General features: G+C 50.2%; 20 protein-coding genes and 1 other RNA gene. 15 read left to right on the top strand and 6 right to left on the bottom strand.

What is annotated here, in order from left to right; genetic code table 11:
- Positions 1-8: 8 nt before the first annotated feature.
- The gene (gene sufA, locus ABVN44_RS11185; protein ID WP_000418970.1) at positions 9-377 is read right to left on the bottom strand and encodes a Fe-S cluster assembly scaffold SufA; all 369 of its coding nucleotides are present in this window, start codon (positions 375-377) and stop codon (positions 9-11) included.
- Positions 378-803: 426 nt separating this feature from the next.
- Here sufA and ABVN44_RS11180 point away from each other — a divergent pair, with 426 nt between their 5' ends.
- Positions 804-2,150, top strand: a complete 1,347-nt coding sequence (locus tag ABVN44_RS11180; RefSeq protein ID WP_048348856.1) for an L-cystine transporter — start codon at positions 804-806, stop codon at positions 2,148-2,150.
- Positions 2,151-2,437: 287 nt separating this feature from the next.
- Here the strand turns inward: ABVN44_RS11180 and ABVN44_RS11175 are convergent, their stop codons facing one another.
- The 3 genes from ABVN44_RS11175 to ABVN44_RS11165 form a co-directional block, all read right to left on the bottom strand.
- Positions 2,438-2,626: a YdiH family protein gene (locus tag ABVN44_RS11175; protein WP_001537749.1), complete on the bottom strand. Its 189-nt coding sequence runs from the start codon at positions 2,624-2,626 to the stop codon at positions 2,438-2,440.
- A gap of 98 nt (positions 2,627-2,724) precedes the next feature.
- Positions 2,725-3,135 carry a 1,4-dihydroxy-2-naphthoyl-CoA hydrolase gene (gene menI, locus ABVN44_RS11170; RefSeq protein ID WP_000637930.1) on the bottom strand — a complete coding sequence of 137 codons (411 nt, stop codon included), beginning with the start codon at positions 3,133-3,135 and terminating at the stop codon, positions 2,725-2,727.
- Complete coding sequence (locus ABVN44_RS11165; protein WP_015405972.1) at positions 3,132-6,188, bottom strand: FAD-binding and (Fe-S)-binding domain-containing protein; 3,057 nt, start codon at positions 6,186-6,188, stop codon at positions 3,132-3,134. Before ABVN44_RS11165 ends, menI begins: the two co-directional genes overlap by 4 nt.
- Before the next feature lie 264 nt (positions 6,189-6,452).
- Between ABVN44_RS11165 and ydiK the strand changes: the two genes are divergently transcribed.
- From ydiK to ABVN44_RS11120, 9 genes are all read left to right on the top strand, one after another.
- Entirely contained in the window at positions 6,453-7,571 is a 1,119-nt protein-coding gene (gene ydiK / locus ABVN44_RS11160) for an AI-2E family transporter YdiK (protein ID WP_000248615.1), read from the top strand.
- A 182-nt stretch (positions 7,572-7,753) separates the two neighbouring features.
- Positions 7,754-7,861, top strand: an RNA gene (gene rprA / locus ABVN44_RS11155) — antisense sRNA RprA.
- 167 nt (positions 7,862-8,028) lie between these two features.
- Entirely contained in the window at positions 8,029-8,388 is a 360-nt protein-coding gene (locus tag ABVN44_RS11150) for a YdiL family protein (protein ID WP_000980455.1), read from the top strand.
- 140 nt (positions 8,389-8,528) lie between these two features.
- The gene (locus tag ABVN44_RS11145) at positions 8,529-9,740 is read left to right on the top strand and encodes an MFS transporter (RefSeq protein WP_000797666.1); all 1,212 of its coding nucleotides are present in this window, start codon (positions 8,529-8,531) and stop codon (positions 9,738-9,740) included.
- Between the two features lie 363 nt (positions 9,741-10,103).
- Entirely contained in the window at positions 10,104-11,339 is a 1,236-nt protein-coding gene (locus tag ABVN44_RS11140; protein ID WP_023232201.1) for an MFS transporter, read from the top strand.
- A 66-nt stretch (positions 11,340-11,405) separates the two neighbouring features.
- Positions 11,406-12,272 carry a quinate/shikimate dehydrogenase gene (ydiB, locus tag ABVN44_RS11135; protein WP_000383488.1) on the top strand — a complete coding sequence of 289 codons (867 nt, stop codon included), beginning with the start codon at positions 11,406-11,408 and terminating at the stop codon, positions 12,270-12,272.
- Between the two features lie 44 nt (positions 12,273-12,316).
- Positions 12,317-13,075: a type I 3-dehydroquinate dehydratase gene (gene aroD, locus ABVN44_RS11130; protein WP_048348857.1), complete on the top strand. Its 759-nt coding sequence runs from the start codon at positions 12,317-12,319 to the stop codon at positions 13,073-13,075.
- A 153-nt stretch (positions 13,076-13,228) separates the two neighbouring features.
- On the top strand, positions 13,229-14,824 hold the full coding sequence (locus ABVN44_RS11125) for an acyl CoA:acetate/3-ketoacid CoA transferase (protein ID WP_000700599.1): 1,596 nt from the start codon (positions 13,229-13,231) through the stop codon (positions 14,822-14,824).
- 13 nt (positions 14,825-14,837) lie between these two features.
- Positions 14,838-15,989 carry an acyl-CoA dehydrogenase gene (locus tag ABVN44_RS11120; RefSeq protein WP_000347819.1) on the top strand — a complete coding sequence of 384 codons (1,152 nt, stop codon included), beginning with the start codon at positions 14,838-14,840 and terminating at the stop codon, positions 15,987-15,989.
- A 75-nt stretch (positions 15,990-16,064) separates the two neighbouring features.
- Here ABVN44_RS11120 and ABVN44_RS11115 read toward each other — a convergent pair whose 3' ends face one another.
- Positions 16,065-16,955: an AraC family transcriptional regulator gene (locus tag ABVN44_RS11115; protein WP_000284832.1), complete on the bottom strand. Its 891-nt coding sequence runs from the start codon at positions 16,953-16,955 to the stop codon at positions 16,065-16,067.
- Between the two features lie 462 nt (positions 16,956-17,417).
- On the opposite strand from ABVN44_RS11115, the gene ABVN44_RS11110 reads away from it, so the two are divergent.
- From ABVN44_RS11110 to fadK, 5 genes are all read left to right on the top strand, one after another.
- The gene (locus tag ABVN44_RS11110) at positions 17,418-18,182 is read left to right on the top strand and encodes an electron transfer flavoprotein (RefSeq protein ID WP_023232438.1); all 765 of its coding nucleotides are present in this window, start codon (positions 17,418-17,420) and stop codon (positions 18,180-18,182) included.
- 21 nt (positions 18,183-18,203) lie between these two features.
- Positions 18,204-19,139, top strand: coding sequence for an electron transfer flavoprotein subunit alpha (locus tag ABVN44_RS11105; protein WP_001015880.1), 936 nt, complete (start codon positions 18,204-18,206; stop codon positions 19,137-19,139).
- A gap of 56 nt (positions 19,140-19,195) precedes the next feature.
- A complete protein-coding gene (locus ABVN44_RS11100; protein WP_048348858.1) occupies positions 19,196-20,482 on the top strand; it encodes an FAD-dependent oxidoreductase in 1,287 nt (428 codons plus the stop codon).
- Positions 20,479-20,772: a ferredoxin family protein gene (locus ABVN44_RS11095; protein WP_000093359.1), complete on the top strand. Its 294-nt coding sequence runs from the start codon at positions 20,479-20,481 to the stop codon at positions 20,770-20,772. Before ABVN44_RS11100 ends, ABVN44_RS11095 begins: the two co-directional genes overlap by 4 nt.
- Positions 20,773-20,861: 89 nt before the next feature.
- Positions 20,862-22,502 carry a medium-chain fatty-acid--CoA ligase gene (fadK, locus tag ABVN44_RS11090; RefSeq protein ID WP_000117492.1) on the top strand — a complete coding sequence of 547 codons (1,641 nt, stop codon included), beginning with the start codon at positions 20,862-20,864 and terminating at the stop codon, positions 22,500-22,502.
- Between the two features lie 41 nt (positions 22,503-22,543).
- Here the strand turns inward: fadK and ppsA are convergent, their stop codons facing one another.
- Positions 22,544-24,922: a phosphoenolpyruvate synthase gene (gene ppsA / locus ABVN44_RS11085; protein ID WP_000069333.1), complete on the bottom strand. Its 2,379-nt coding sequence runs from the start codon at positions 24,920-24,922 to the stop codon at positions 22,544-22,546.
- Positions 24,923-25,191: the final 269 nt, after the last annotated feature.

Below are 25,191 nucleotides of genomic sequence, written 5' to 3'. Positions count from 1 at the left end.
AGTACCGCCTATACCCCAAAACTTTCGCCGCAGCCGCATTCATTCTGGGCTTTGGGGTTATGAAATTTAAATAACTGGTTCAGCCCTTCCTGTACGTAATCCACTTCTGTTCCGTCAATAAAAGGCATCGCCTGTAACGGTGCGAAAAGCTTTGCGCCTTCGGCTTCAAAAACCAGATCGTCTTTATCCGGCTCCCGAACGGTATCCAGAACATAGCCAAATCCGGCACATCCCGTCTGTTTTACGCTTAACCGCACGCCCAACATGCCCGGCTGCTTTTCTGCCAGCTCACGTATGTGCGCTGCCGCCGCTGGCGTTAGCGTCAGCCCTTGCCAGGGGAAGTCCTCCGGGTTAAACGTGTCTGAATGCAATTCCATAGAGTTACCTCGCGTTCTAAATCACCAGGATATAACAGCATGTTAGTGATAATGATTATCACTTCAACCCCTTAACCGCAGGGGCTTTCCAACAAATGGTCATATTGAGCGCCTTTTATTAAGCATAGACCCTGTCCGCCAGGTCATACGACAGACAAAAAACAACTTAACTTTTTGATAAGTAATGATTTATAAGATATTAACCGTTCTGACAGGTCAAAAACGAAAAGATGTATAGAAAATGACTATTTAATTAATAGGCTGTCGACATTGCCGGGCGGCGAGGTCAGAACCCCATTTTTTGTATGGATACCTGGCGTTGCGCTCTTTATAATCCGCTGCGGTTCTATAACTCAGTTTGAGCTATAGGTTTATGTAAACTCTTTCCGGCATTTCAGGTGCTGAATGAGGCAAGAGGCTTAAAATATGGTTGTTACGCTCGCGTATATCGCACTTTTTTTGGTTTTCTCGTGGGTCATCTTGAGAATTAATCAAAAAAGCGATTCCCTGTCGAAAAGCGTTTTTATCGCTATCTTTTTAGGGGCTGTTATTGGTTTATCCCTGCATTTTATTTCAGCAAATCACACTAAAACTATTATCGAATGGTACAGCATCGTCGGCAATGGTTACGTCCATCTGTTGAAACTGGTCGCTATACCGCTAATTTTTATTTCTATTCTTTCCGCCATCAATAAACTGGAAAATAGCGCCGGCATCGGAAAAATGTCGCTGACGATCGTCGGATGCATGTTATGCCTGGTGATGGTTGCCGGTTTTATCGGATTACTGACCGCTCATGTGCTGGGGCTTGACGCCAGCGCTTTTGTGCACATGCCGTCAATGTTAACTACAGAAGAAGTCAATAAGACTGCCGCGGTGTCGATTCCCCAGTTAGTGACATCGCTGATTCCGACTAATATTTTTCTTGATCTTACGGGGGCCAGAAGTGTTTCCGTTATCGGCATCGTTATCTTCACGCTAATAGCGGGGATCGCCCTGTTAAAGGTCAAAAAAGAGGCGCCGGAAGAAGGTCAGAAATTAAGCGCGGGCATTAACGCTATTCAGATCTGGGTCATGAAGATGGTACGTATCGTTATTGCATTAACGCCCTATGGCGTCATGGCATTAATGACTACCGTATTTTCATCATACCGCCTTGAACAATTCGCCAGCTTACTTGGTTTTATCTGCGCCTGTTATATCGCGATTTTCATGATGTTTATCGTGCATGCCATCTTGCTGATCCTCAGCGGTAATAATCCAGCGCGTTATTTCAGAATGGTGTGGCCCGTCTTAACCTTTGCGTTTGTTTCCCGCAGCAGCGCAGCCTCTATCCCGCTGGCCATTTCCGCCCAGGAAAAATTTGGCGTACAAAGCACCATTGCCAATATTTCCGCCTCGTTTGGCTCCAGTATGGGGCAAAATGGCTGCGCCGGGATTTATCCGGCTATTATGGTAGCGATGATTGCGCCCACCATCGGCATTGATCCGCTCTCGCTGCATTTTCTGGCCGCGATGTTGCCTGCCATTGCGCTAGGGTCTATTGGCGTAGCCGGCGTCGGCGGCGGTGGTACGTTCGCGGCGCTGATTGTCCTGTCGACGTTGAATTTTCCCGTTGCGCTGGTCGGTATTTTTATTGCCATCGAACCTATCGTTGATATGGCCCGCACGGCACTGAACGTTAACGGATCGATGATGTCAGGTGTGCTGGCTAACCGTATTTTGAATAATCATACGGCTGACGACATGCCAGCGGTTATTGACAGACCTTAGTTTTTTACGCGCCCGGAAAAGAAAAACCCTTAAGTCTGTTCAATACAGGCTTAAGGGTTCCGGCCCCATCCGGCGCTTATCTCCGGCACTCTTAATGGCTTAGCTCTTGAAGGGGCATAAGAATAATCTCATAAAGAGCGCGCGCCTTTTTAGCACAAATGGCGATCTGTATTTTTTTTAAACAAAATCAAGGGGGTTATCTATTACCTGGGGACAGGGTCTGGTGAGATTGCCTGGTAACATAGCCGGATGGCGGCTAACGCCTTATCCGGCCTACACAGACTTTATTAATGCACGCCCAACCGCCAGGCGAAATAGATCTCTTCTTTCAGTTCGGTTGCAGAGAGGGTGAGGAGATCGGCAAACTCTAACTCCAGCTGTTTTAAACGCTTCAAATACTGCGCGGGAGAAAGTTCGGTTTTATCACGGCGTAAAAATTCAATCGCCAGTTGGGTTGGGTCTAAATCAGTAGACATATCATCCTCGCTTATGTGTAAACGTGCACAGTATATCACCTTTTTCTGCGCACATTTTGACCAAAAGCAATATGCATCACACTTTTATGGTGACAACGTCACACAATCGCCGTAGTAAGGCGCGAAGAACAGCACAGACGTCCCTGTTCATCAAAGATCTCTATCTGCCAGACCTGATGGCGAGCCCCGGTATGCAACGCTTTACAGACGCCTCGTACGCGCCCCTGACGCGCCGACCGTACATGGTTGGCATTCACCTCCAGCCCCACCACCTTTTGCTCCCCCTGCGTACACAGATAGCCTGCGACCGAGCCGATACTTTCCGCCAGCACCACAGACGCTCCGCCATGCAGCAAGCCGAACGGCTGTTTGGTGCGATGATCGACGGGCATTGTCGCTTCCAGCGTATCGTCCCCAATACGCTCAAAGCGGATATCAAGCAGGCCAACCATATTCCCTTCCCCCATCGCATTAAGCGCATCGAGGGTCACTTCACGTTTCCAGATCAACCTATAATCTCCAGTAATGCCTGCAACGGGTGACGCACGCCCGTACCTTCAATGCGTTTAACCTGGCTTCGGCAGGAATAGCCGGTTGCCAGGCAGCGGTTTCGCGGTAGACGTTGCATCGCCTGATGCCAGGATAGCTCATAAATTCCCAGCGAATTTTTATGATTGGTGAGTTCATGTCCATAAGTGCCCGCCATACCGCAGCAGCCTACGCTGACATTTTCCAGCTTCGCGCCAAAATGGGCAAAGATGGCGGCCCACTGCGCAGGCGCGCCGGGTAAAGCCGTGACTTCCGTACAATGACCAAAAAAGTACCACGGTTCGCCGCTCACCTCGACGGACAGTCTTGCATTTATTTCCTGCGCCAGCCATTCATTCACCAGCAACACATGAAAATCGCCGCGCTGTTCGCCCAGAGCCAGTTTGTATTCGTCGCGATAACACAGGACCAGCGCCGGATCGACGCCCACCATTGGCATCCCCAACGCGGCGATCCGATTAAGGAATTCAGAGGTTTTTTTCGCCGTTTTCGCAAAGCGATTAAGAAAACCTTTAATATGCTGCGCCTTACCATTCGGCGAGAACGGTAACAATACCGGCCTCCTGCCCAGTTTTTCCGCCAGGCGGATAAAGTCCGCCACGACCCGGGCGTCGTAGTAGCTGGTAAACGGATCCTGAACCACCAGTACCGTTTTCGCTTTTTGCTCGGCGCTCATGCGCTCCAGTTGCTCAAGCGTCATATTAGCGGACGGATGGCCCACCAGTTGCTGTTGCAATGAAGGGGCAGAAAGCAGAGGTAAATCCACCATACCGATATGTTTTTTCGCCAGATTACGAACTACCGGTTGGTTAATAAAAAAGTTAAAGGTCTTTGGCGCACGCGCCATCAGCGGCGCGTAGGTCTCGACCGTCGCCACCAGATGATCGCGTACCGGACGCAGATAACGCGTATGGTAAAGCTGTAAGAAACGTGAACGAAACTCCGGAACATCGATTTTAATCGGACACTGGGTCGTACAGGCTTTACACGCCAGACAGCCGGACATGGCCTCTTTAACTTCATGGGAAAAGTCATACTCGCCTTTGCGTTTGTGCCAACTATTCCGGGTGCGGGCAATCAGCGTGCGTAAGCTGGCGCGTTTTTCTGGCAACTCCTTTTCCAGCTTCAACGGATCGACGCCGCGATCGGCCAATAGACGGAGCCATTCCCGCACCAGCGTCGCCCGCCCTTTCGGCGAGTGGATCCGGTTAAGGCTAATTTTCATCGACGGGCACATCGGGCTTTTCGCATCGAAATTAAAGCACAGGCCGTTACCATTACACTCCATAGCGCCGCGCCAGGTCTGCCGTACCGCCAGCGGGATTTGCCGATCCCAGGTGCCGCGTTTTACCGCATCCACCTTCATCATCGGCGCCTCTATCCCCTGCGGCGGACAGATTTTACCCGGGTTAAGTCGATTATGCGGATCAAAAGCCGCTTTTATTTTGCGCAGCTCGCCATACAGGACTTCGCCGAAAAAGGCCGGGCTGTATTCCGCACGGAAACCTTTTCCATGCTCGCCCCACAACAGCCCACCGTATCTGGCGGTCAGCGCGACGACCTCATCGGAGATCTGTTTCATCAACAGTTCCTGCTGCGGATCGCACATATCCAGCGCCGGACGCACATGCAGCACCCCGGCATCCACGTGGCCGAACATGCCGTAACTTAAGCCATGACCATCCAGCAGGGCGCGAAATTCGGCGATGTAATCGGCCAGATGTTCAGGCGGCACGCAGGTATCTTCCGCAAAAGGAATCGGTTTGGCAGCGCCTTTCGCATTACCCAGCAGCCCTACCGCTTTTTTACGCATCGCGTAAATACGCTCAATACCCGTCAAATCGGTACAAAGTTGCCAGCCGATCACGCCCGCTTCCGCTCGCGCCATCAGGCCATCCAGCCGGTGGCACAGCGCCTCGACCTGTCCGTCAATAAGCGCTTCATCGTCACCCGCGAATTCCACGATATTCAGGCCAAGCATCTCTTTATCCGGCACATCGGTAATCAATTCGCTAACGGAGTGCCAGACAATATCTTCCCGCGCGAGGTTAAGGACTTTGGAATCGACCGTCTCGACGGATAAGGCGCGCGCATCAACCATAAAAGGGGCGTTACGCAGCGCGGAATCAAAGGAGTCGTATTTTACATTTACCAGACGGCGGACTTTGGGTATCGGGGTAATATCCAGCCGGGCTTCAGTAATAAACGCCAGCGTCCCTTCCGACCCCGTTAAGATGCGGGTAAGATCGAAGCGGGTCATGTCATCGTTAAAGACGTGGCGTAAATCGTAGCCTGTCAGGAAGCGATTGAGCTTTGGAAAGCTATCGAGGATAAGTTGACGGTTTTCCAGGCAGGACTGATAGACGGTCTGATAGATGCGGCCTGGCATCGTCGTGTTTTCACCCAGCGTCCGGGCAAGCTCTACGGGCATCGATTGCGTGTCAAGGATATCGCCCCCCAACAATACGGCCCGTATGCCTAAGACGTGATCTGACGTTTTCCCATAGACCAGCGAACCCTGACCAGAGGCATCGGTATTAATCATACCGCCAAGCGTGGCGCGATTACTGGTGGAAAGTTCCGGCGCAAAAAAATAGCCATACGGCTTTAACGCCTGATTAAGCTGATCTTTTATCACCCCCGCCTCTACCCGCACCCATCCCTCTTCAGGATTAATTTCAATAATGCGGTTCATATAGCGGGACATATCAACAATAATGCCCTGGTTTAGCGCCTGGCCATTCGTGCCAGTACCGCCGCCTCGCGGGGTAAATATCAGCGACGTAAAGCGCGGCTCCGCCGCCAGACGGGCAAGAAGCGCGACATCCGCCGTAGAACGGGGAAACACAACAGCATCGGGAAGAAGCTGGTAGATACTGTTATCGGTCGACATTGTCAGACGGTCGGCATAGCTGGTTGCCGTATCGCCCGTAAACCCTTGCTGCTCCAGCGCCTGCAAAAAATTGAGCACCAGCTGAACGACGCCGGGTGCCTGAGAAATTTGTGGAATCATTATATTGACCTTTTCCTGCGGTCTATGTTGTGAACGGTGGCGCCCAACCCGGCGAGCGCGAGCGGTCTACGCACAGGAAGGGATGCTTAATCGTTTGCGTGTTGCGTTATTTGTTGTATCACATTTTTTTCCTGTGCGCCCAACAGAATTACATGCAGAATCGGCCTGTTAAAAACCGCTGAAATTGCTCATCATTATAGGGTGTGGTTTGCATGTTCACGTCGCGCCAACGTTCTGGCGCAAAGACAAAGGTGAAAAGTATTTATGGTAAATGTTCGTCAGCCCAGGGATATTGCGCAAGTGCTGCTATCGGTGCTGTTTTTAGCCATCATGATTGTGGCCTGTTTGTGGATAGTACAGCCTTTTATTTTGGGGTTTGCATGGGCAGGTACGATTGTTATCGCGACCTGGCCCGTTTTGCTGAAATTACAAAAAATATTGTGGGGCCGCCGCTCGCTTGCCGTACTGGTCATGACGCTGCTGTTAGTGCTGCTCTTCGTTATTCCCGTCGCCTTGCTGGTGAACAGCATTGTCGACGGTAGCGGCCCGCTCATCCATGCAGTGACCGGCGGCGATATGACGCTACCCGATCTGGCATGGTTAAATAATATTCCGTTGGTTGGCGCCAAACTGTATGCCGGATGGCATAGCCTGCTGGATATGGGCGGTAGCGCTATTATGGCAAAAGTGCGGCCTTATATCGGCACAACCACGACCTGGTTTGTCGGTCAGGCGGCGCATATCGGACGCTTTATGATGCACTGCGCCCTGATGCTGTTGTTTAGCGCCCTGCTTTACTGGCGCGGCGAACAAGTGGCGATGGGAATACGCCATTTTGCCTGTCGTCTCGCGGCTAAACGCGGCGATGCGGCGGTTCTGCTGGCTGCCCAGGCGATCCGCGCCGTGGCGCTTGGCGTGGTGGTCACCGCGCTGGTACAGGCGGTACTTGGCGGCGTCGGGCTGGCGATTTCCGGCGTGCCTTACGCTACCCTGTTGACGGTAGTGATGATCCTTTCGTGTCTGGTTCAGTTGGGGCCGTTGCCGGTATTGATTCCAGCCATTATCTGGCTTTACTGGACAGGCGACACCACCTGGGGCACCGTGCTGCTGGTTTGGAGCGCCGTCGTCGGCACTCTGGATAACGTGATTCGCCCGGTACTCATCCGCATGGGCGCCGATTTACCGCTGCTTCTGATCCTTTCCGGGGTAATCGGCGGCCTGATTGCATTCGGTATGATTGGTCTGTTTATTGGACCGGTGCTTCTGGCCGTGACCTGGCGTTTGTTCTCCGCATGGGTACATGAAGTTCCGGCGCCGACGAATGAACCAGAGGAGATCCTTGAAGAGCTGGATGACATCGAGGAAGCCAACAAGCAGTCATAATCCCGTCGGGCGGCATTGCCGCCCGATGCTTTAGCGACGTTTATAAATTCAACGCACACCCCATTTTGATTCGCCCGTCTGTTCCCCGCCGCATCTCATTTCTGTCGCAAATCCGTTACAGTTTTTAAACTATTGAGACGAATCTGATCGACGCAAAAAGTGCTCATGCCTACTATTAGCACACGGTTATAAATCAACACATTGATTTATAAGCATGGAAATCCCCTGAGTGAAACAACGAATTGCTGTGTGTAGTCTTTGCCCGTCTCCTACGATGGGCTTTTTTTTTAACTTTTTTCGCCGCATTGTTACATAAGCCAGCTCCCGTTTTCCTTCAACACCGCGATATCTGCAACGAACAAATAATATTGCACAAAATAGTGTGATTCTGTTCAAGTCGAAACGGTGTCGGTGGTGCTATTTATAGCATCACTTTTTTTATATAAAAGCCTAAAAAATGATGAACGCGTTAGAACTACAAGCACTACGGCGTATTTTTGATATGACGATTGAAGAATGCACAATCTATATCACCCAGGATAATAATTCGGCAACCTGGCAACGATGGGAAGCTGGCGACACTCCCATCTCTCCAGAAATCATTGCCAGGTTAAAGGAAATGAAAGCCAGGAGACAGCGACGAATTAACGCCATTGTTGACAAAATAAATAACCGCATCGGCAATAATACAATGCGTTACTTCCCTGATTTATCTTCTTTTCAGTCCATTTATACAGAGGGGGATTTTATCGAGTGGAAAATTTATCAATCTGTTGCTGCCGAACTTTTCGCACATGATCTGGAGCGGCTGTGTTAGACGTAAACTTTATCGCCGCATCGTATTGATACCGGATAGAAAACCACACAATCACGACATTGACTTGTCACCCTATCCAATATGCTTCCTGCCTGTGTATACCACTGTAACGTTCAGGCGGCATCTCTGAGTCAGATAATATGAAAAATCGTTATTTCCCTACCGCTGTAGGGTTGTATTTTAATTACTTTGTACATGGCATGGGGGTTATCCTGATGAGCCTGAACATGTCATCGCTTGAACAGCAATGGCATACCAGTGCCGCAGGCGTATCTATTGTGATCTCTTCGCTTGGTATTGGCCGGCTAAGCGTTTTGTTAATCGCCGGTATGCTTTCCGATCGCTTTGGTCGCCGTCCTTTTATCATTCTGGGGACCGCCTGTTACCTGATTTTTTTCATTGGCATTCTTTATGCTCAGACGATTTTTGTCGCTTATGCCTGTGGCTTTTTAGCGGGTATGGCCAACAGTTTTTTAGATGCAGGTACCTATCCCAGTTTGATGGAAGCCTTCCCTCGCTCCCCCAGTACGGCAAATATTCTGATCAAAGCATTTGTCTCTGGCGGGCAATTCTTGTTGCCCATTATTATCAGTTTATTAGTCTGGGCTAATATGTGGTTTGGCTGGTCCTTCCTGCTTGCCGGGGCGATCATGCTTATTAATGCTCTGTTTTTATTACGCTGCCCTTTTCCACCCTATCCTGGTCGGATATTGAAACCCAAAATCTCGCAAGCGCCTGTTGCAGGCGTACATCATTGCTCCCTCATCGATCTGATCAGCTACACCCTTTATGGCTATATCTCGATGGCAACCTTTTACCTTATCAGCCAGTGGCTGGCGCAGTATGGACAGTTCGTCGCAGGAATGTCGTATACCCAATCCATCAAACTGTTAAGTATTTATACCTGCGGCTCGCTACTGTGCGTTTTTATAACCGCCCCGCTGGTCAGAAAAACAATTCGCTCTACCACATTATTGATGTTTTATACCTTTATCTCTTTTATTGCGCTTCTGACGGTCTGCCTGCATCCTCAGGCCTATGTTGTTATGATCTTCGCATTCGTCATTGGATTCTCTTCCGCCGGTGGCGTAGTACAAATCGGCCTGACGCTGATGGCGGCCCGTTTTCCACAGGAGAAAGGTAAAGCGACCGGCATTTATTACAGCGCCGGCAGTATCGCGACGTTCACTATTCCGTTGATCACAGCGCGGATTTCAGAAATGAGCATTGCACATATTATGTGGTTTGATACCGGTATCGCCGCAGCGGGATTTCTCCTCGCACTGTTCATCGGTTACCGAAGTCGGGCTGAATCACAACATCACGCTGAAGCAGCGTCAACCGCGCAATAAATGTTAGCGTGCCAGTTGCAATATTATTGCCTTGCTATGCAAAATAAAACGTTAGCCATTATCACCGGGAAACAAAAAATGTAATTTTCGTGTTAATTATTATTCATTATCTTCACACTTATCAGAAAAATTGCGATGAGCATCACGAGTTATATGTGTTAAACAACAAATTCGCAGCAATTTTTATATTTCCTGGCTAACAAATGAAATGCTATCAATGCAATAAACCTGGCATTTTAAACGCCATGTTATGTACATATAACGACAGTACCGACTTATAGTGTTACTGAACAATCGCTGCATGTAGTAAAGCAGTAATAAGCAGGACATTGAATCAAACCATCAGCAAGGAGCTGTGAACAAATGTCTCAGAACAAGGCTCGCAACATGCCATATTTGCTGGCTGTTATCTGCATTTATTTTAGTTATTTTCTCCACGGCATGAGTGTTATTACACTAGCCCAGAACATGACCTCCCTTGCACAGAAATTCTCCACGGATAGTGCCGGTATCGCCTATTTAATCTCTGGCATTGGTCTTGGTCGTCTGGTCAGTATTTTATTCTTTGGCGTACTGTCCGATAAATTTGGCCGTCGGGCAATAATACTGCTTGGCGCCGTACTATATATGCTATTTTTCTTCGGTATTCCCGCCAGTCCTAGCCTGATGATCGCTTTCATATTAGCGGTGTGTGTCGGCGTGGCGAACTCCGCGCTGGATACTGGCGGATACCCTGCATTAATGGAGTGTTTTCCCAAAGCATCGGGCTCGGCAGTTATTCTGGTTAAAGCGATGGTCTCTTTTGGGCAAATGATTTATCCCCTTATCGTCAGCGCCTTGCTAGTCAACCATATCTGGTACGGCTACGCGGTGGTAATCCCCGGTATCCTTTTCGTCCTCATCACGTTGATGCTGTTGAAAAGCCGCTTTCCCAGCCAACTTGTCGATGCCAGTATTGCGAAGGAATTACCCCAGATGAACAGTACTCCCCTCGTCTGGCTGGAAGGCGTAGCTTCCGTTTTATTTGGCGTCGCCGCGTTCTCAACCTTCTATGTGATTGTGGTCTGGATGCCTAAATATGCGATGGCCTTCGCCGGAATGGCGGAATCCGACGCGCTGAAAACCATCTCTTATTACAGTATGGGATCGTTGGTTTGCGTGTTTATTTTTGCCGCATTGCTGAAAAAAATGGTTCGCCCCATCTGGGCCAATGTTTTCAATGCCGGGCTGGCGACACTCACCGCTGCGGCAATTTATCTGTATCCCTCTCCACTGATCTGTAATGCTGGCGCCTTCGTGATTGGTTTTTCCGCTGCTGGAGGTATTTTACAATTAGGTGTATCGGTAATGTCGGAATTTTTCCCTAAGAGTAAAGCTAAAGTCACCAGTATATATATGATGATGGGGGGCGTTGCTAACTTTCTTATCCCACTGATTACCGGTTATCTCTCTACTATTGGCCTGCAATATATCATTTTGTTAGATTTTGCCTTTGCACTACTGACATTTATCACCGCCATTATTGTATTTATTCGCTATTATCGCGTATTTAAGATCCCGCAAAACGATGTCCGATTTGGCGAGCATTATTTCCAGTAAAAATGTTAACGATGCGCAACAGGCATGCGCCCTGCTCTGCACTGTCCACTTATTAAGGAGTATAAAATGGATGTTACCGCAAAATATGAATTAATTGGTCTTATGGCGTATCCTATCCGTCATAGCTTATCGCCCGAAATGCAAAACAAAGCGTTAGAAAAAGCGGGGCTACCGTATACCTATATGGCTTTCGAAGTGGATAACACGACGTTTGCCAGCGCCATTGAAGGACTGAAAGCATTAAAAATGCGCGGTACGGGCGTCTCCATGCCAAACAAACAGCTCGCGTGTGAGTATGTCGATGAATTAACGCCAGCAGCAAAACTGGTTGGCGCTATCAACACCATTGTTAACGATGACGGCTATCTACGCGGCTACAACACGGATGGTACGGGCCATATTCGGGCAATTAAAGAAAGCGGTTTCGATATTCGGGGAAAAACCATGGTGCTGCTCGGCGCGGGAGGCGCGGCTACCGCCATTGGCGCCCAGGCAGCCATTGAAGGCATTAAGGAAATTAAACTGTTTAACCGTAAAGATGACTTTTTCGAAAAAGCGGTTGCCTTTGCGAAGCGGGTGAATGAAAACACCGATTGCGTCGTTACCGTCACCGATCTTGCCGATCAGCACGCTTTTACTGAAGCGCTTGCCAGCGCAGATATTCTGACGAACGGCACCAAAGTTGGCATGAAACCATTGGAGAACGAATCCCTGATCGGCGATGTTTCCCTGCTCCGCCCTGAATTGCTGGTCACCGAATGTGTTTATAATCCGCATATGACAAAGTTATTGCAGCAGGCGCAACAAGCTGGTTGCAAAACAATTGATGGTTACGGCATGTTGTTATGGCAAGGAGCCGAACAGTTTGAACTGTGGACAGGAAAAGCATTTCCATTGGACTATGTGAAGCAGGTGATGGGATTCACAGCCTGACCGGTAAAATTATAATTGCGACGAATGACAATGAAGGGTACCAAATGAAAACCGTAACTGTAAGAGATCTCGTGGTTGGCGAAGGCGCGCCAAAGATCATTGTGTCGCTAATGGGAAAAACCATTACCGATGTGAAATCGGAAGCACTCGCCTACCGTGAAGCGGATTTCGATATTCTGGAGTGGCGCGTTGACCATTTTGCCAACGTGACGACGGCAGAAAGCGTACTTGAGGCCGCCGGCGCCATCCGGGAGATTATTACCGATAAACCCTTGCTATTTACCTTCCGCAGCGCGAAAGAAGGCGGCGAACAGGCGCTAACCTCCGGACAGTATATCGCTCTGAATCGTGCAGCGGTTGACAGCGGTCTGGTCGATATGATCGATCTTGAGCTTTTTACCGGCGACGATGAGGTGAAAGCCACCGTCGGCTATGCTCATCAACACAATGTTGCGGTGATCATGTCTAACCATGATTTTCATAAAACGCCCGCAGCGGAAGAGATTGTTCAGCGTCTGCGTAAAATGCAGGAACTGGGCGCCGATATTCCGAAGATCGCCGTCATGCCGCAGACTAAAGCCGATGTCCTGACCTTACTTACCGCCACTGTAGAAATGCAGGAGCGCTATGCGGATCGTCCGATTATTACCATGTCGATGTCGAAAACCGGGGTAATATCTCGTCTTGCCGGCGAAGTGTTCGGTTCTGCAGCAACGTTTGGCGCGGTGAAAAAAGCATCTGCGCCGGGACAAATATCGGTAGCCGATCTGCGTACCGTATTAACTATATTGCACCAGGCGTAATACTTTATCGTGTGGCGGAATATTCTCTTTCTGCCACAATAAAATAAATAGTTATCTGATATGAATATGTTCCATATTCATTGAAAGCCGCTGTCTTTATTACCTTAACACGGTTATATCGATATTGCTTTCAGGGATAATAGTGGAGTAAATATGAAAATCAATAAGCCATCACGCATTAATGGCCGCGTTCCCGTGCTCTCTGCACAAGAAGCAGTAAATTATATTCCAGATGAGGCCACTTTATGTATTCTGGGCGCAGGCGGCGGTATTCTCGAAGCGACAACATTAATTACCGCACTGGCAGATAAATATCAAACAACCCAGTCACCACGAGATTTATCTATTATTAGCCCTACCGGATTAGGTGACCGCGCCGATCGCGGCATCAGCCCGCTGGCGCAGGAGGGATTGGTAAAATGGGCGCTATGCGGACATTGGGGGCAATCTCCCCGTATTTCTGAACTGGCTGAACAAAATAAAATCGCCGCCTATAACTACCCACAAGGCGTATTAACCCAGACGCTGCGCGCCAGCGCCGCACACCAGCCGGGTATTCTGAGCGATATCGGTATTGGTACCTTTGTCGACCCTCGCCAACAGGGCGGAAAATTAAACGACGTGACTAAAGAAGATCTCATTAAGCTGGTAGAGATCGATAATAAAGAATATCTCTATTATAAAGCGATAGCGCCTAATGTGGCTTTTATCCGCGCCACCACCTGCGACAGCGAAGGCTATGCATCATTTGAAGATGAGGTGATGTATCTTGATGCGCTGGTGATCGCCCAGGCCGTTCACAATAATGGCGGTATTGTAATGATGCAGGTGCAGAAAATGGTAAAAAAAGCCACGCTGCATCCAAAATCCGTGCGTATTCCCGGCTATCTGGTGGATATTGTGGTTGTCGACGCCGACCAGACGCAACTCTATGGCGGCGCGCCGGTGAACCGATTTATCTCCGGAGATTTTACTCTTGATGATAGTACCCAGCTTACCCTGCCTCTTAATCAGCGCAAGCTGGTAGCCCGACGCGCGCTGTTTGAAATGCGTAAAGGCGCGGTAGGCAATGTGGGCGTAGGCATTGCCGACGGTATTGGTCTGGTCGCTCGCGAGGAAGGCTGCGCCGATGACTTCGTGCTGACCGTAGAAACTGGCCCGGTGGGCGGTATTACCTCTCAGGGCGTGGCCTTCGGCGCTAATGTCAACACCCGCGCGATCCTTGATATGACCTCACAATTTGATTTTTATCACGGCGGTGGGCTCGATGTCTGCTATTTAAGTTTTGCCGAAGTGGATCAACACGGTAATGTCGGTGTACATAAATTCAACGGCAAAATTATGGGCACCGGCGGGTTTATCGATATTAGCGCAACGTCGCAAAAAATTATTTTCTGCGGAACTCTGACGGCCGGAAGTTTAAAAACTGAAATTACCGATGGCAAATTAAATATTCTGCAGGAAGGTCGCGTGAAAAAATTCGTCAGCGAACTGCCGGAAATTACGTTCAGTGGAAAAATTGCGCTTGAGCGCGGGTTAGACGTGCGTTACATCACTGAACGTGCGGTTTTCACTCTCAAACAAGATGGCCTGCATTTAATTGAAATTGCGCCTGGCGTCGATCTGCAACGGGATATTCTTGACAAGATGGATTTTTCACCGGTTATCTCACCAGATTTAAAACTGATGGACACAAGATTATTTACCGATAGCACTATGGGATTCACGCTTCCTGACGCAACACATTAAAAGGAGTACAAATATGGATTTTTCATTAACTGAAGAACAAGAACTATTACTGGCCAGTATTCGCGAGTTAATCACCAGCAATTTTCCGGAAGAGTATTTCCGTACCTGCGATCAAACGGGCACCTATCCCAAAGAATTTATGCAGGCGCTGGCGGAAAACGGTATTTCGATGCTGGGCGTCCCGGAAGAATTCGGCGGCATTCCGGCTGACTATGTAACGCAAATGCTGGCGCTGATGGAAATCTCAAAATGCGGCGCTCCGGCCTTTTTGATTACCAACGGCCAATGCATTCACAGTATGCGCCGTTTTGGTTCCGCAGAACAACTGCGTAAAACAGCAGAAAGTACTCTGGCCACCGGCGATCCAGCATATGCGCTAGCCTTAACAGAACCTGGCGCGGGCTCTGATAATAATAGCGCCACAACAACCTGGACGCGTAAAAACGGCAAGGTTTATCTTAACGGCCAAAAAACATTTATCACCGGTGCAAAAGAATATCCTTACATGCTGGTTCTGGCGCGCGATACGGAGCCAAAAGATCCTAAAAAAGCGTTCACGCTTTGGTGGGTGGACTCAAATAAACCGGGCATAAAGATTAATCCGCTGCACAAAATTGGCTGGCACATGTTGAGTACATGCGAAGTTTATCTCGATAATGTCGAGGTGGACGAAAGCGACCGGGTCGGTGAAGAAGGCATGGGTTTCCTCAATGTCATGTACAATTTTGAGATGGAGCGTTTGATTAATGCGGCGCGCAGTACAGGTTTCGCCGAATGCGCATTTGAAGATGCCGCCCGTTACGCCAACCAGCGTATCGCCTTTGGTAAACCCATCGGCCATAACCAGATGATCCAGGAAAAGCTGGCGTTAATGGCCATCAAAATCGAAAACATGCGCAATATGGTGTTGAAAGTCGCCTGGCAGGCCGATCGGGAAGAGTCACTGCGTACCAGCGCCGCGCTGGCTAAGCTGTACTGCGCACGCACAGCGATGGAAGTGATTGACGATGCGATTCAGATTATGGGTGGGCTTGGTTATACTGACGAAGCCCGTGTCTCCCGCTTCTGGCGCGATGTTCGCTGCGAACGTATCGGTGGCGGCACGGATGAAATTATGATCTATGTGGCAGGACGCCAAATTCTGAAAGACTATCAGAACAAGTAAGGATCGTACCGGAACGTCTTATTCGGCCTGACTGCTTTACGGCATCAGGCCGAATAAATCAGATAAATTTCGCCGTCAGGTATTTGGCAGCAAATACGCCTGCTCAACCAGACTATTTTTAAATTGCTTACGATAATCGTTGGGAGAACATCCTACATGCCGCATAAACAATTTGGCAAAATGGTCCACATTTTCATATCCTACCCGCCATGAAATTTCTGCCAGTGGCGACTCAGTGTTTGTCAGCGCAAACTTGGCCTCGGTCATACGTCGTTGAATAACATAGTTGATAGGGGATATATGATATTCTTTGGCAAATTCATGGCATATATAACTGACGCTGGCGCGAAATTTTTTCGATAGCTGGTCAAGCGTGATTTTTTCACGATAATTATTATTGAGATAAACAAGCACATCCTTAATTAATACATCTTTTTTAATGTAGCCTTGTTCAGAACGATAGGCATTTTTAAAATTTTCATAGTAAAGTGCGGTCAGAGTGTAAGCAAATGCATCGTATACAGAGGAAGCCAATACGTTTTTCCCCTGCGGAAGTAACACGCTTAATTCATTAAAGATACTTTTAATGACCTCTTTCCCCTGAACCACGGAAACCACCGGACAGGAATGACTCTGCAATAGTTGGTTTTCTTCCCAACCTGGAAAACAAAACCCATACAGCGCACAGGTATAGGTGGTAGCCGGCGAATTGCTGTCGGATGCTACAGCGTGTAGCCGCCCCCGCTCAACGACGACAATATCGTCCGCATGCGCGACGTAGAGTGAAGAGTCAATAATTAACCTGGCTATCCCTTTTTTGACGTAAATAAGCTCTGTTTCATTATCATGCATATGATGGCCAGACTCCCAGTTTGGATCATCGCTAATGACAAAACGTGAAAATCGAGGGGTCTTGTCCTGTTCAAAAATCGTCTCCGCGGCGGAGTCAAAACAGCGCTGATACATAATAACCTCTGTCAGGTTTAAAAAGATAACCAAGATAAAATAAAGCGAGCGTCAGTGTTGTACAACCGTGGAGATTACCAGCAAAACAAGATTATTCGTTCCGAATGCAAGATATTATGTTCTTTTGCAGACAGCTCAGATTACCTGTCGATAGCGTATTATCAGACAAAAATACATAGCCGACATATCTTTGATGTTTTCTTTTAACCTCACAGAAACAACATCGCACGTTTCATGTTAAAAAATGATGATATGCTTCGCACTTATTATTCTCACTACCGTATTTATATTTTTATGACGCCTTTTTCAGATGGTTGCTAACGATTCTCTGTTCGCAGATTTTTCGTGCAAGATTGTTGGCAAGGAAAACAGATTGACCCATCGAAAACCTCTTCAGACTGCCGCAGACTATTTTCAGTCAGATTTACGTTACTTATCCGCACGCGACTCACTGGAGATGCAATGAAAATAATAACCTGCTTTAAGTTGGTGCCTGAAGAACAGGACATTACCGTGACCCCGGAGCATTCGCTCAATTTTGATCGTGCCGAGGCCAAAATCAGCCAGTTTGATTTAAATGCAATTGAGGCCGCCGCGCAGTTAGCTGGCGATGGCGACGAGATCGCCGCGCTCACCGTCGGCGGCTCTCTGTTACAAAATTCAAAAGTCCGCAAAGATGTGTTATCCCGCGGGCCAGATGCGCTTTTTATGGTTCAGGATGCGCAACTGGAGCACGCCCTGCCCAAAGAAACCGCGCTGGCGCTAGCATCCGCGGCGGAGAAAATCGGCTTTGACCTGCTGCTCTTTGAAGAGGGCTCCGGCGATATTTATGCCCAACAAGTGGGCCTGCTGACTGGCGAACTCCTGAAACTCCCCGTCATCAACGCAGTAAGCCATATTCAACGCGACGGCGACAAAATCATCGTTGAACGCACACTGGAAGAAGACGTTGAAATTATCGAGCTCACGCTGCCCGCGGTGCTTTGCGTGACCTCAGATATTAACGTTCCACGCATCCCGTCAATGAAAGCCATTCTCGGCGCCGGGAAAAAAGCCGTTACGTCGTGGCTGGCGAGCGATATCCACTGGACCCCAACCACGCCAATGGCGGAACTGGTCGCCATCTCGGTACCGCCGCAGACAGAACGCAAGCATATCATTCTCGATAACGATTCGCCGGAAGCCATTACCGCACTGGCCGACCATTTGAAAAAATCCCTGAACTAAACCCAACGGAGAAAAATTATCATGAATCATTTAGCTAACGTATGGGTATTTAGCGATAACGTAGAGCGTTATGCCGAATTAATGACCGGCGCGCGGCAGTGGGGAGAAAAAGTTTACGCCATCGTGCAAGGAAACACGGAGATCGACTACGTGAAAGCGCTTGGCGCTGATGAGATAGTCATTCTTGAATCGCATACGGATTTGCAGCGCGTGGAAAACTATGCCGAAACGCTGGCCTCGTTATTAGGCGACCAAAATGGGCTGCTGCTCATGGCGGCGACCAAGCGCTGTAAAGCGCTGGGCGCCCGGCTGAGCATCCAGCTTGACGCCGTGATGGTGAACGACGCGACGTCTATTGACCTCCTCGACGGGACGCTACACGCAGAGCATCGCATGTACGGCGGACTTGCTTTCGGCAAAGAGAAATTAAACAGCCCGCAGGCGATTATTACGCTGGCACCCGGCGTGCTGGAACCCGCCGCCCCTCTCCCCGGTCATACTTGCCCGCAGACCACGCTGGCATATATTGCCCCACGCCACGAGGTATTGTGCCAGCAGCGGCGCGCGAAATCGTTAAGCAGCGTCGATTTGAGCAAAGCCAAACGGGTCATCGGCGTAGGACGAGGCCTGGCGGCGCAAAGCGATCTGGATATGGTGCATAAACTGGCGACCGTCCTCGGCGCAGAAGTGGGCTGTTCCCGCCCCATTGCGGAAGGTGAAAACTGGATGGAACGCGAGCGTTATATTGGCGTATCCGGCGTTCTGTTGAAATCCGATCTCTATCTGACGCTGGGCATTTCCGGCCAAATTCAACATATGGTGGGTGGAAACGGCGCAAAAATTATTGTCGCAATTAACAAAGATAAAAACGCGCCCATTTTCAATTATGCCGATTATGGTCTGGTGGGCGATATCTATAAGGTTGTTCCTGCCCTCATCGACCAGTTAAGCCGCTAATTCCTTTTTCAACGCACATCTCCCGTCGTCGATACGGCGGGAAAGGAGCATAAAGCATGTCGGATGATAAATTTGACGCTATTGTGGTGGGCGCAGGCGTAGCAGGAACGGTCGCCGCGTATGTGATGGCAAAAGCGGGACTGGATGTACTGGTTATTGAACGCGGAAACAGCGCGGGCAGCAAAAATATGACCGGTGGGCGGCTCTACGCTCACAGTATCGAAAGTATTATGCCGGGATTCGCAACGTCCGCCCCCATCGAACGTGTCGTTACCCGTGAAAAAATCTCCTTTTTAACCGAAGAAAGCGCCGTCACACTTGATTTTCACCGCGCGCCCCCTACTCCGCCCCTTACGTCATATACCGTACTGCGCAACAAACTGGACCCGTGGCTAATGGCGCAGGCGGAGCAGGCTGGCGCGCAGTTTATCCCAGGTGTACGGGTCGACGCTCTGGTACGTGAAGGCAATCGCGTCACTGGCGTTCAGGCCGGGGATGATATTCTTGATGCGAATATTGTGATTCTCGCGGACGGCGTGAATTCCATGCTGGGCCGTTCACTGGACATGGTGCCTGCCTCTTCTGCGCATCACTATGCCGTCGGCGTAAAAGAGTTGATTGGGCTCTCTCCGGCACTTATTGAAGAGCGCTTTAATCTGGCGTCCCATGAAGGCGCCGCCTGGTTATTCGCTGGCGCGCCCTCCAACGGGCTCATGGGCGGCGGATTTCTTTATACCAACCGCGATTCGGTTTCTCTGGGGCTGGTATGTGGCCTGGGCGACATTGCTCACGCGACCAAAAGCGTACCGCAAATGCTGGAAGATTTTAAACAGCATCCGGCGATACGCCCTTTGATTCAGGGGGGAACGCTGCTCGAATACTCCGCTCATATGGTGCCCGAAGGCGGCATAGCAATGATGCCGGAGCTGGTAAATGACGGCGTGATGATTGTCGGCGACGCCGCCGGTCTTTGTCTGAATCTCGGCTATACCGTCCGCGGCATGGATTTAGCCATCGCGTCCGCGCAAGCGGCCGCTCAAACCGCCATTGACGCTAAAGCGCGGCAAGATTTTTCCGCCGCGAGTCTTGCCGGTTACAAACGCGCGCTGGAGAAAAACGGCGTGTTACGCGATATGCGGCATTTCCGCAAACTCCCCGGATTAATGGAAAACCCACGGCTTTTTACCGAGTACCCGCGAATGGCGGCAAACATTGTGGGCGATCTGTTCACCGTTGATGGCGGTCCAGTCCCACCGTTGCGTAAAACTATCCTGTCACATGCGAAAAAAATTGGACTGGTGAATCTATTAAAAGACGGCATAAAAGGGGCTACGGCATTATGAGTTCGGACAATAAGGTGAATGTTGACGTCAAATTGGGCGTAAATAAATTTTACGTAGATGAAGGACACCCACATATCATTTTGCGCTCCTCGCCTGACATGCTGGAGTTTAATAAATTAATAAAAGCCTGCCCTGCCGGACTCTATAAGCTGGACGATGCGGGAAATATTCATTTTGACTCCGCGGGCTGCCTGGAATGCGGGACCTGCAGGGTTCTCTGCGGCAATACTCTTCTCGAAAAATGGGAATACCCGGCGGGAACGTTCGGCGTTGAGTTTCGCTACGGCTGACGCTCTGAAACACCGGATAACGACGCTACGGCGTCTTATTCGGTTTGCCCCCGGAGATTACGTCATTTGTATTAATAGAGAACAAGTCAATGAGTGTTACATTAACGTTTGACGCCGCAAGGCGGAAAACCTATCGCGAGTCCGGCTACTGGGGCGATGCTTCACTGGGCGACTACTGGCGGCAAACCGCACGCGCCGTACCCGATAAAATCGCCGTGGTCGATAATCATGGCGCGTCCTGGACCTACGCCGCGCTCGACTGCGCGGCAAGCCGCCTGGCAAACTGGTTACTGTCTCAGGGGATTCAACCGGGCGATCGCGTGGCCTTTCAGCTTCCGGGCTGGTGTGAGTTTACCCTCATTTATCTGGCCTGCCTGAAAACGGGCGCGGTATCTGTCCCGCTGCTTCCCGCCTGGCGAGAAGCAGAGCTGGTTTGGGTGCTGAACAAATGTCAGGCTAAAATATTCTTCGCCCCCACCGTATTCAAACAGAATCGTCCGGTCGATCTTATCCTTCCGCTACAAAATCAACTGCGCCATCTGACGCATATTGTCGGCGTGGATAAACTGGCGCCTGCCACCACAGCGCTTGCGCTTAGTCAAATCATCGACCGCAGCGAACCGTTGCAGTCAGACATTAACATTCACGGTGATGAACTGGCGGCAGTGCTGTTTACCTCCGGCACAGAAGGAATGCCGAAAGGGGTGATGTTGACCCACAATAATATTCTTGCCAGCGAACGGGCGTATTGCGCGCGGTTGAATTTAACCTGGCAAGATGTGTTCCTGATGCCTGCGCCACTGGGCCACGCCACCGGATTTTTACACGGCGTCACCGCGCCCTTTTTAATCGGGGCGCGTAGCGTATTGCTGGACATCTTTACCCCAGAAGCCTGCCTTACCTTATTAGCGCAGCAACGCTGTACCTGTATGTCAGGCGCGACGCCGTTTATTTACGATCTGCTTTGTGCCGTTGAGCAACAGCCTGCCGACCTCTCCTCACTGCGATTCTTCTTATGCGGCGGCACGACTATTCCCAAAAAGGTTGCCCGCGACTGCCAGCAGCGCGGTATCAAATTATTGAGTATTTACGGTTCTACAGAAAGTTCTCCACACTCGATGGTTAATCTGGGTGATTCGACTTCACGCATGATGAATACCGATGGTTATGCCGCCACCGGTGTAGAAATTAAAATCGTGGATGAAGATCGCAATACGCTTCCAGCAGGCCACGAAGGCGAAGAAGCCTCGCGCGGGCCGAACGTTTTTATGGGATACCTGGACGAGCCGGAACTTACCGCCCGCGCACTGGATAACGAGGGCTGGTATTACAGCGGCGACCTCTGCCGCATGGATGAAGACGGTTATATCAAAATTACCGGGCGCAAAAAGGATATAATTATACGTGGAGGTGAAAATATCAGCAGTCGCGAGGTGGAGGATATTTTATTGCAACACCCCCGCATACACGATGCTTGCGTCGTTGCTATGCCTGATGAACGCTTAGGCGAACGTTCATGCGCGTATGTAGTCTTAAAACCGCCGCACCTTTCGCTGACGCTGGAAGAGGTGATCGCTTTTTTCAGTCGAAAACGGGTAGCGAAGTATAAATATCCGGAACGGATCGTCATCGTAGAAAAACTGCCCAGAACCGCCTCTGGCAAAGTGCAGAAGTTTCTGTTGCGGCAGGATATTATTGAGCGGCTGCGCCAGGAGCACACCGCGGTATAAATTGCCGGATGGCGACGTTAACGCCGCCATCCGGTATCACATTACTTCTTCAGTTCCGCCAGACTCAGCCAGGTCTGAACCACGGTGTCCGGGTTCAGCGACAGGCTGTCGATCCCCTCTTCCATCAGCCAGGCGGCAAAGTCTTCATGGTCGGACGGACCCTGACCGCAAATTCCAACATATTTGCCCTGTTTTTTCGCCGCGCGGATCGCCATCGACAGCAGCGCTTTCACCGCGTCGTTACGCTCGTCAAACAGTTCAGACACCACGCCGGAATCGCGATCCAGCCCCAGCGCCAGCTGCGTCATGTCGTTAGAACCAATCGAGAAGCCATCAAAATACTCGAGGAACTGTTCAGCCAGCAAGGCATTGGACGGGATCTCGCACATCATGATGATCTTCAGCCCGTTCTCGCCGCGTTTAAGCCCCTGGCGCGCCAGCTCTTCGATGACCGCTTTCGCCTGGTCGACCGTCCGCACGAATGGGATCATGATTTCGACGTTGGTAAGGCCCATATCGTTGCGCACGCGTTTCACCGCTTCGCATTCCAGCGCAAAACAATCGCGGAAACTTTCTGCGACGTAACGACCCGCGCCGCGGAAGCCCAGCATCGGGTTTTCTTCATGCGGCTCATAACGTTCGCCGCCGACCAGGTTGGCGTATTCGTTGGACTTAAAGTCAGACAGGCGAACGATAACGCGTTTCGGGTAGAAGGCGGCGCCTAACGTCGCGATCCCTTCCGTCAGTCGACCAACGTAAAATTCACGCGGCGAGTCAAACCCTTTCATCATCTCACGAATGTCGTTTTGCAGCGCGGCATCCTGGTCGTCAAACTCCAGCAGCGCACGCGGGTGAACGCCAATCATACGGTTAATGATGAATTCCAGTCGCGCCAGACCTACACCTTCATTCGGCAGGCAGGCAAAGTCAAATGCCCTGTCCGGGTTGCCGACGTTCATCATGACCTTCAGCGGTAGCTCTGGCATGGTATCTACGCTGGAGCTTTTTACGCTGAAATCCAGCATGTCGGCATACACATAACCGGTATCACCTTCTGCACAGGAGACGGTTACTTTTTCGCCATCTTTCATGCGTTCGGTGGCGTCGCCGCAGCCGACTACCGCCGGAATGCCCAATTCGCGGGCGATAATCGCCGCGTGACAGGTGCGCCCGCCACGGTTAGTGACAATCGCCGCCGCTTTTTTCATGATCGGTTCCCAGTCCGGGTCGGTCATATCGGTGACAAGCACATCGCCAGGCTCAATACGGTTCATTTCGCCGATATCGTGAATAACTTTTACCGTACCTGCGCCGATACGATGACCAATGGCGCGACCTTCGGCAATGATTTTCCCCTGCGCATGTAGCGTATAACGCTCCATCACCTGGCCACGGGAGCGCACGGTTTCCGGACGTGCCTGCACAATAAAGAGCTTACCGGTATGACCGTCTTTCGCCCATTCGATATCCATCGGACGACCATAGTGCTGCTCAATCTGCACCGCTTGTTTCGCCAGTTCCTGCACTTCTTCGTTGGTGAGCGAGAAAATGTCGCGCTGTTCCTGCGGCACATCTTCAATCTTCACTTGCTTGCCGTGCTCCTGGGTGGCGGCGTAAACCATGCGGATTTTTTTCGACCCCATGGTGCGGCGTACGATGGCCGGACGGCCTGCCGCCAGGGTTGGCTTATGGACATAAAATTCATCCGGGTTAACCGCGCCCTGCACCACCATTTCACCCAGTCCCCATGCCGAGGTGATAAAGACCACCTGGTCAAAGCCGGATTCGGTATCGATAGAGAACATCACCCCTGACGAGGCGAGATCGGAGCGAACCATCCGCTGCACGCCAGCGGAAAGCGCTACGCCGCGATGATCATATCCCTGGTGAACGCGATAAGAGATGGCGCGATCGTTAAACAGAGAAGCAAATACGTGTTTCACTGCCACCAGTACCGCATCGAAGCCCTGAACGTTAAGAAACGTTTCCTGTTGACCCGCAAACGAAGCATCTGGCATGTCTTCCGCCGTGGCGGAGGAACGCACGGCAAAAGAGGCATTTTCATCATCCGACGAAAGCTGCGCATAGGCATCGCGGATGGCGTTTTCCAGCGCCGGCTGGAAAGGAGTGTCGATAATCCACTGGCGGATCTGCGCGCCCGCTTTCGCCAGCTGGGAGACATCATCAATATCTGTCTTATCCAGCAGCTCATAAATGCGCTGGTTTACGCCGCTTTGATCCAAAAACTGGTTAAACGCATCGGCAGTGGTTGCAAAACCATTCGGAACGGATACGCCCATGCCGGAAAGGTTAGTAATCATTTCACCCAGGGAGGCATTTTTGCCCCCAACTCTGTCTACATCATTCATGCCGAGTTGGTTATACCAAAGCACCAGCGGTGACGAGCCATTGTTGGACATCGAACAATCCTTTTGTGATAAATGAACGAGTTTAAGAAACACATAGTTGCGTATTTATCCTGGCATACTTAAACCCGCGAAAAAAACGGTGAATCGTTCAAGCAAATTTATTTTTTCATTTTTTCAGATTGTTTACGTAGTTGCGCAAACCCGCGCATAGCACGGCATTCCCTGAATAACCCCCGGTATAAACTGCGTTTCCAGGAAATGAAACACACTTTTCATTAATTATAAAAAGCGCCTGTCATTTTATAAAATAAGCGACAAGT

The sequence above is a fragment of the Salmonella sp. SJTUF15570 genome, from assembly GCF_043357055.1.
Classification (GTDB): domain Bacteria; phylum Pseudomonadota; class Gammaproteobacteria; order Enterobacterales; family Enterobacteriaceae; genus Salmonella; species Salmonella enterica.
This window is presented reverse-complemented; position numbering and strand designations above follow the sequence as displayed.

Bases quoted from the DNA above. Each gene is read 5' to 3' on its own strand.
- sufA (WP_000418970.1), bottom strand. From the start codon at position 377: ATGGAATTGCATTCAGACACGTTTAACCCGGAGGACTTCCCCTGGCAA.
- ABVN44_RS11180 (WP_048348856.1), top strand. From the start codon at position 804: ATGGTTGTTACGCTCGCGTATATCGCACTTTTTTTGGTTTTCTCGTGG.
- ABVN44_RS11175 (WP_001537749.1), bottom strand. From the start codon at position 2,626: ATGTCTACTGATTTAGACCCAACCCAACTGGCGATTGAATTTTTACGC.
- ABVN44_RS11165 (WP_015405972.1), bottom strand. From the start codon at position 6,188: ATGATTCCACAAATTTCTCAGGCACCCGGCGTCGTTCAGCTGGTGCTC.
- ydiK (WP_000248615.1), top strand. From the start codon at position 6,453: ATGGTAAATGTTCGTCAGCCCAGGGATATTGCGCAAGTGCTGCTATCG.
- ABVN44_RS11150 (WP_000980455.1), top strand. From the start codon at position 8,029: ATGATGAACGCGTTAGAACTACAAGCACTACGGCGTATTTTTGATATG.
- ABVN44_RS11145 (WP_000797666.1), top strand. From the start codon at position 8,529: ATGAAAAATCGTTATTTCCCTACCGCTGTAGGGTTGTATTTTAATTAC.
- ABVN44_RS11140 (WP_023232201.1), top strand. From the start codon at position 10,104: ATGTCTCAGAACAAGGCTCGCAACATGCCATATTTGCTGGCTGTTATC.
- ydiB (WP_000383488.1), top strand. From the start codon at position 11,406: ATGGATGTTACCGCAAAATATGAATTAATTGGTCTTATGGCGTATCCT.
- aroD (WP_048348857.1), top strand. From the start codon at position 12,317: ATGAAAACCGTAACTGTAAGAGATCTCGTGGTTGGCGAAGGCGCGCCA.
- ABVN44_RS11125 (WP_000700599.1), top strand. From the start codon at position 13,229: ATGAAAATCAATAAGCCATCACGCATTAATGGCCGCGTTCCCGTGCTC.
- ABVN44_RS11120 (WP_000347819.1), top strand. From the start codon at position 14,838: ATGGATTTTTCATTAACTGAAGAACAAGAACTATTACTGGCCAGTATT.
- ABVN44_RS11115 (WP_000284832.1), bottom strand. From the start codon at position 16,955: ATGTATCAGCGCTGTTTTGACTCCGCCGCGGAGACGATTTTTGAACAG.
- ABVN44_RS11110 (WP_023232438.1), top strand. From the start codon at position 17,418: ATGAAAATAATAACCTGCTTTAAGTTGGTGCCTGAAGAACAGGACATT.
- ABVN44_RS11105 (WP_001015880.1), top strand. From the start codon at position 18,204: ATGAATCATTTAGCTAACGTATGGGTATTTAGCGATAACGTAGAGCGT.
- ABVN44_RS11100 (WP_048348858.1), top strand. From the start codon at position 19,196: ATGTCGGATGATAAATTTGACGCTATTGTGGTGGGCGCAGGCGTAGCA.
- ABVN44_RS11095 (WP_000093359.1), top strand. From the start codon at position 20,479: ATGAGTTCGGACAATAAGGTGAATGTTGACGTCAAATTGGGCGTAAAT.
- fadK (WP_000117492.1), top strand. From the start codon at position 20,862: ATGAGTGTTACATTAACGTTTGACGCCGCAAGGCGGAAAACCTATCGC.
- ppsA (WP_000069333.1), bottom strand. From the start codon at position 24,922: ATGTCCAACAATGGCTCGTCACCGCTGGTGCTTTGGTATAACCAACTC.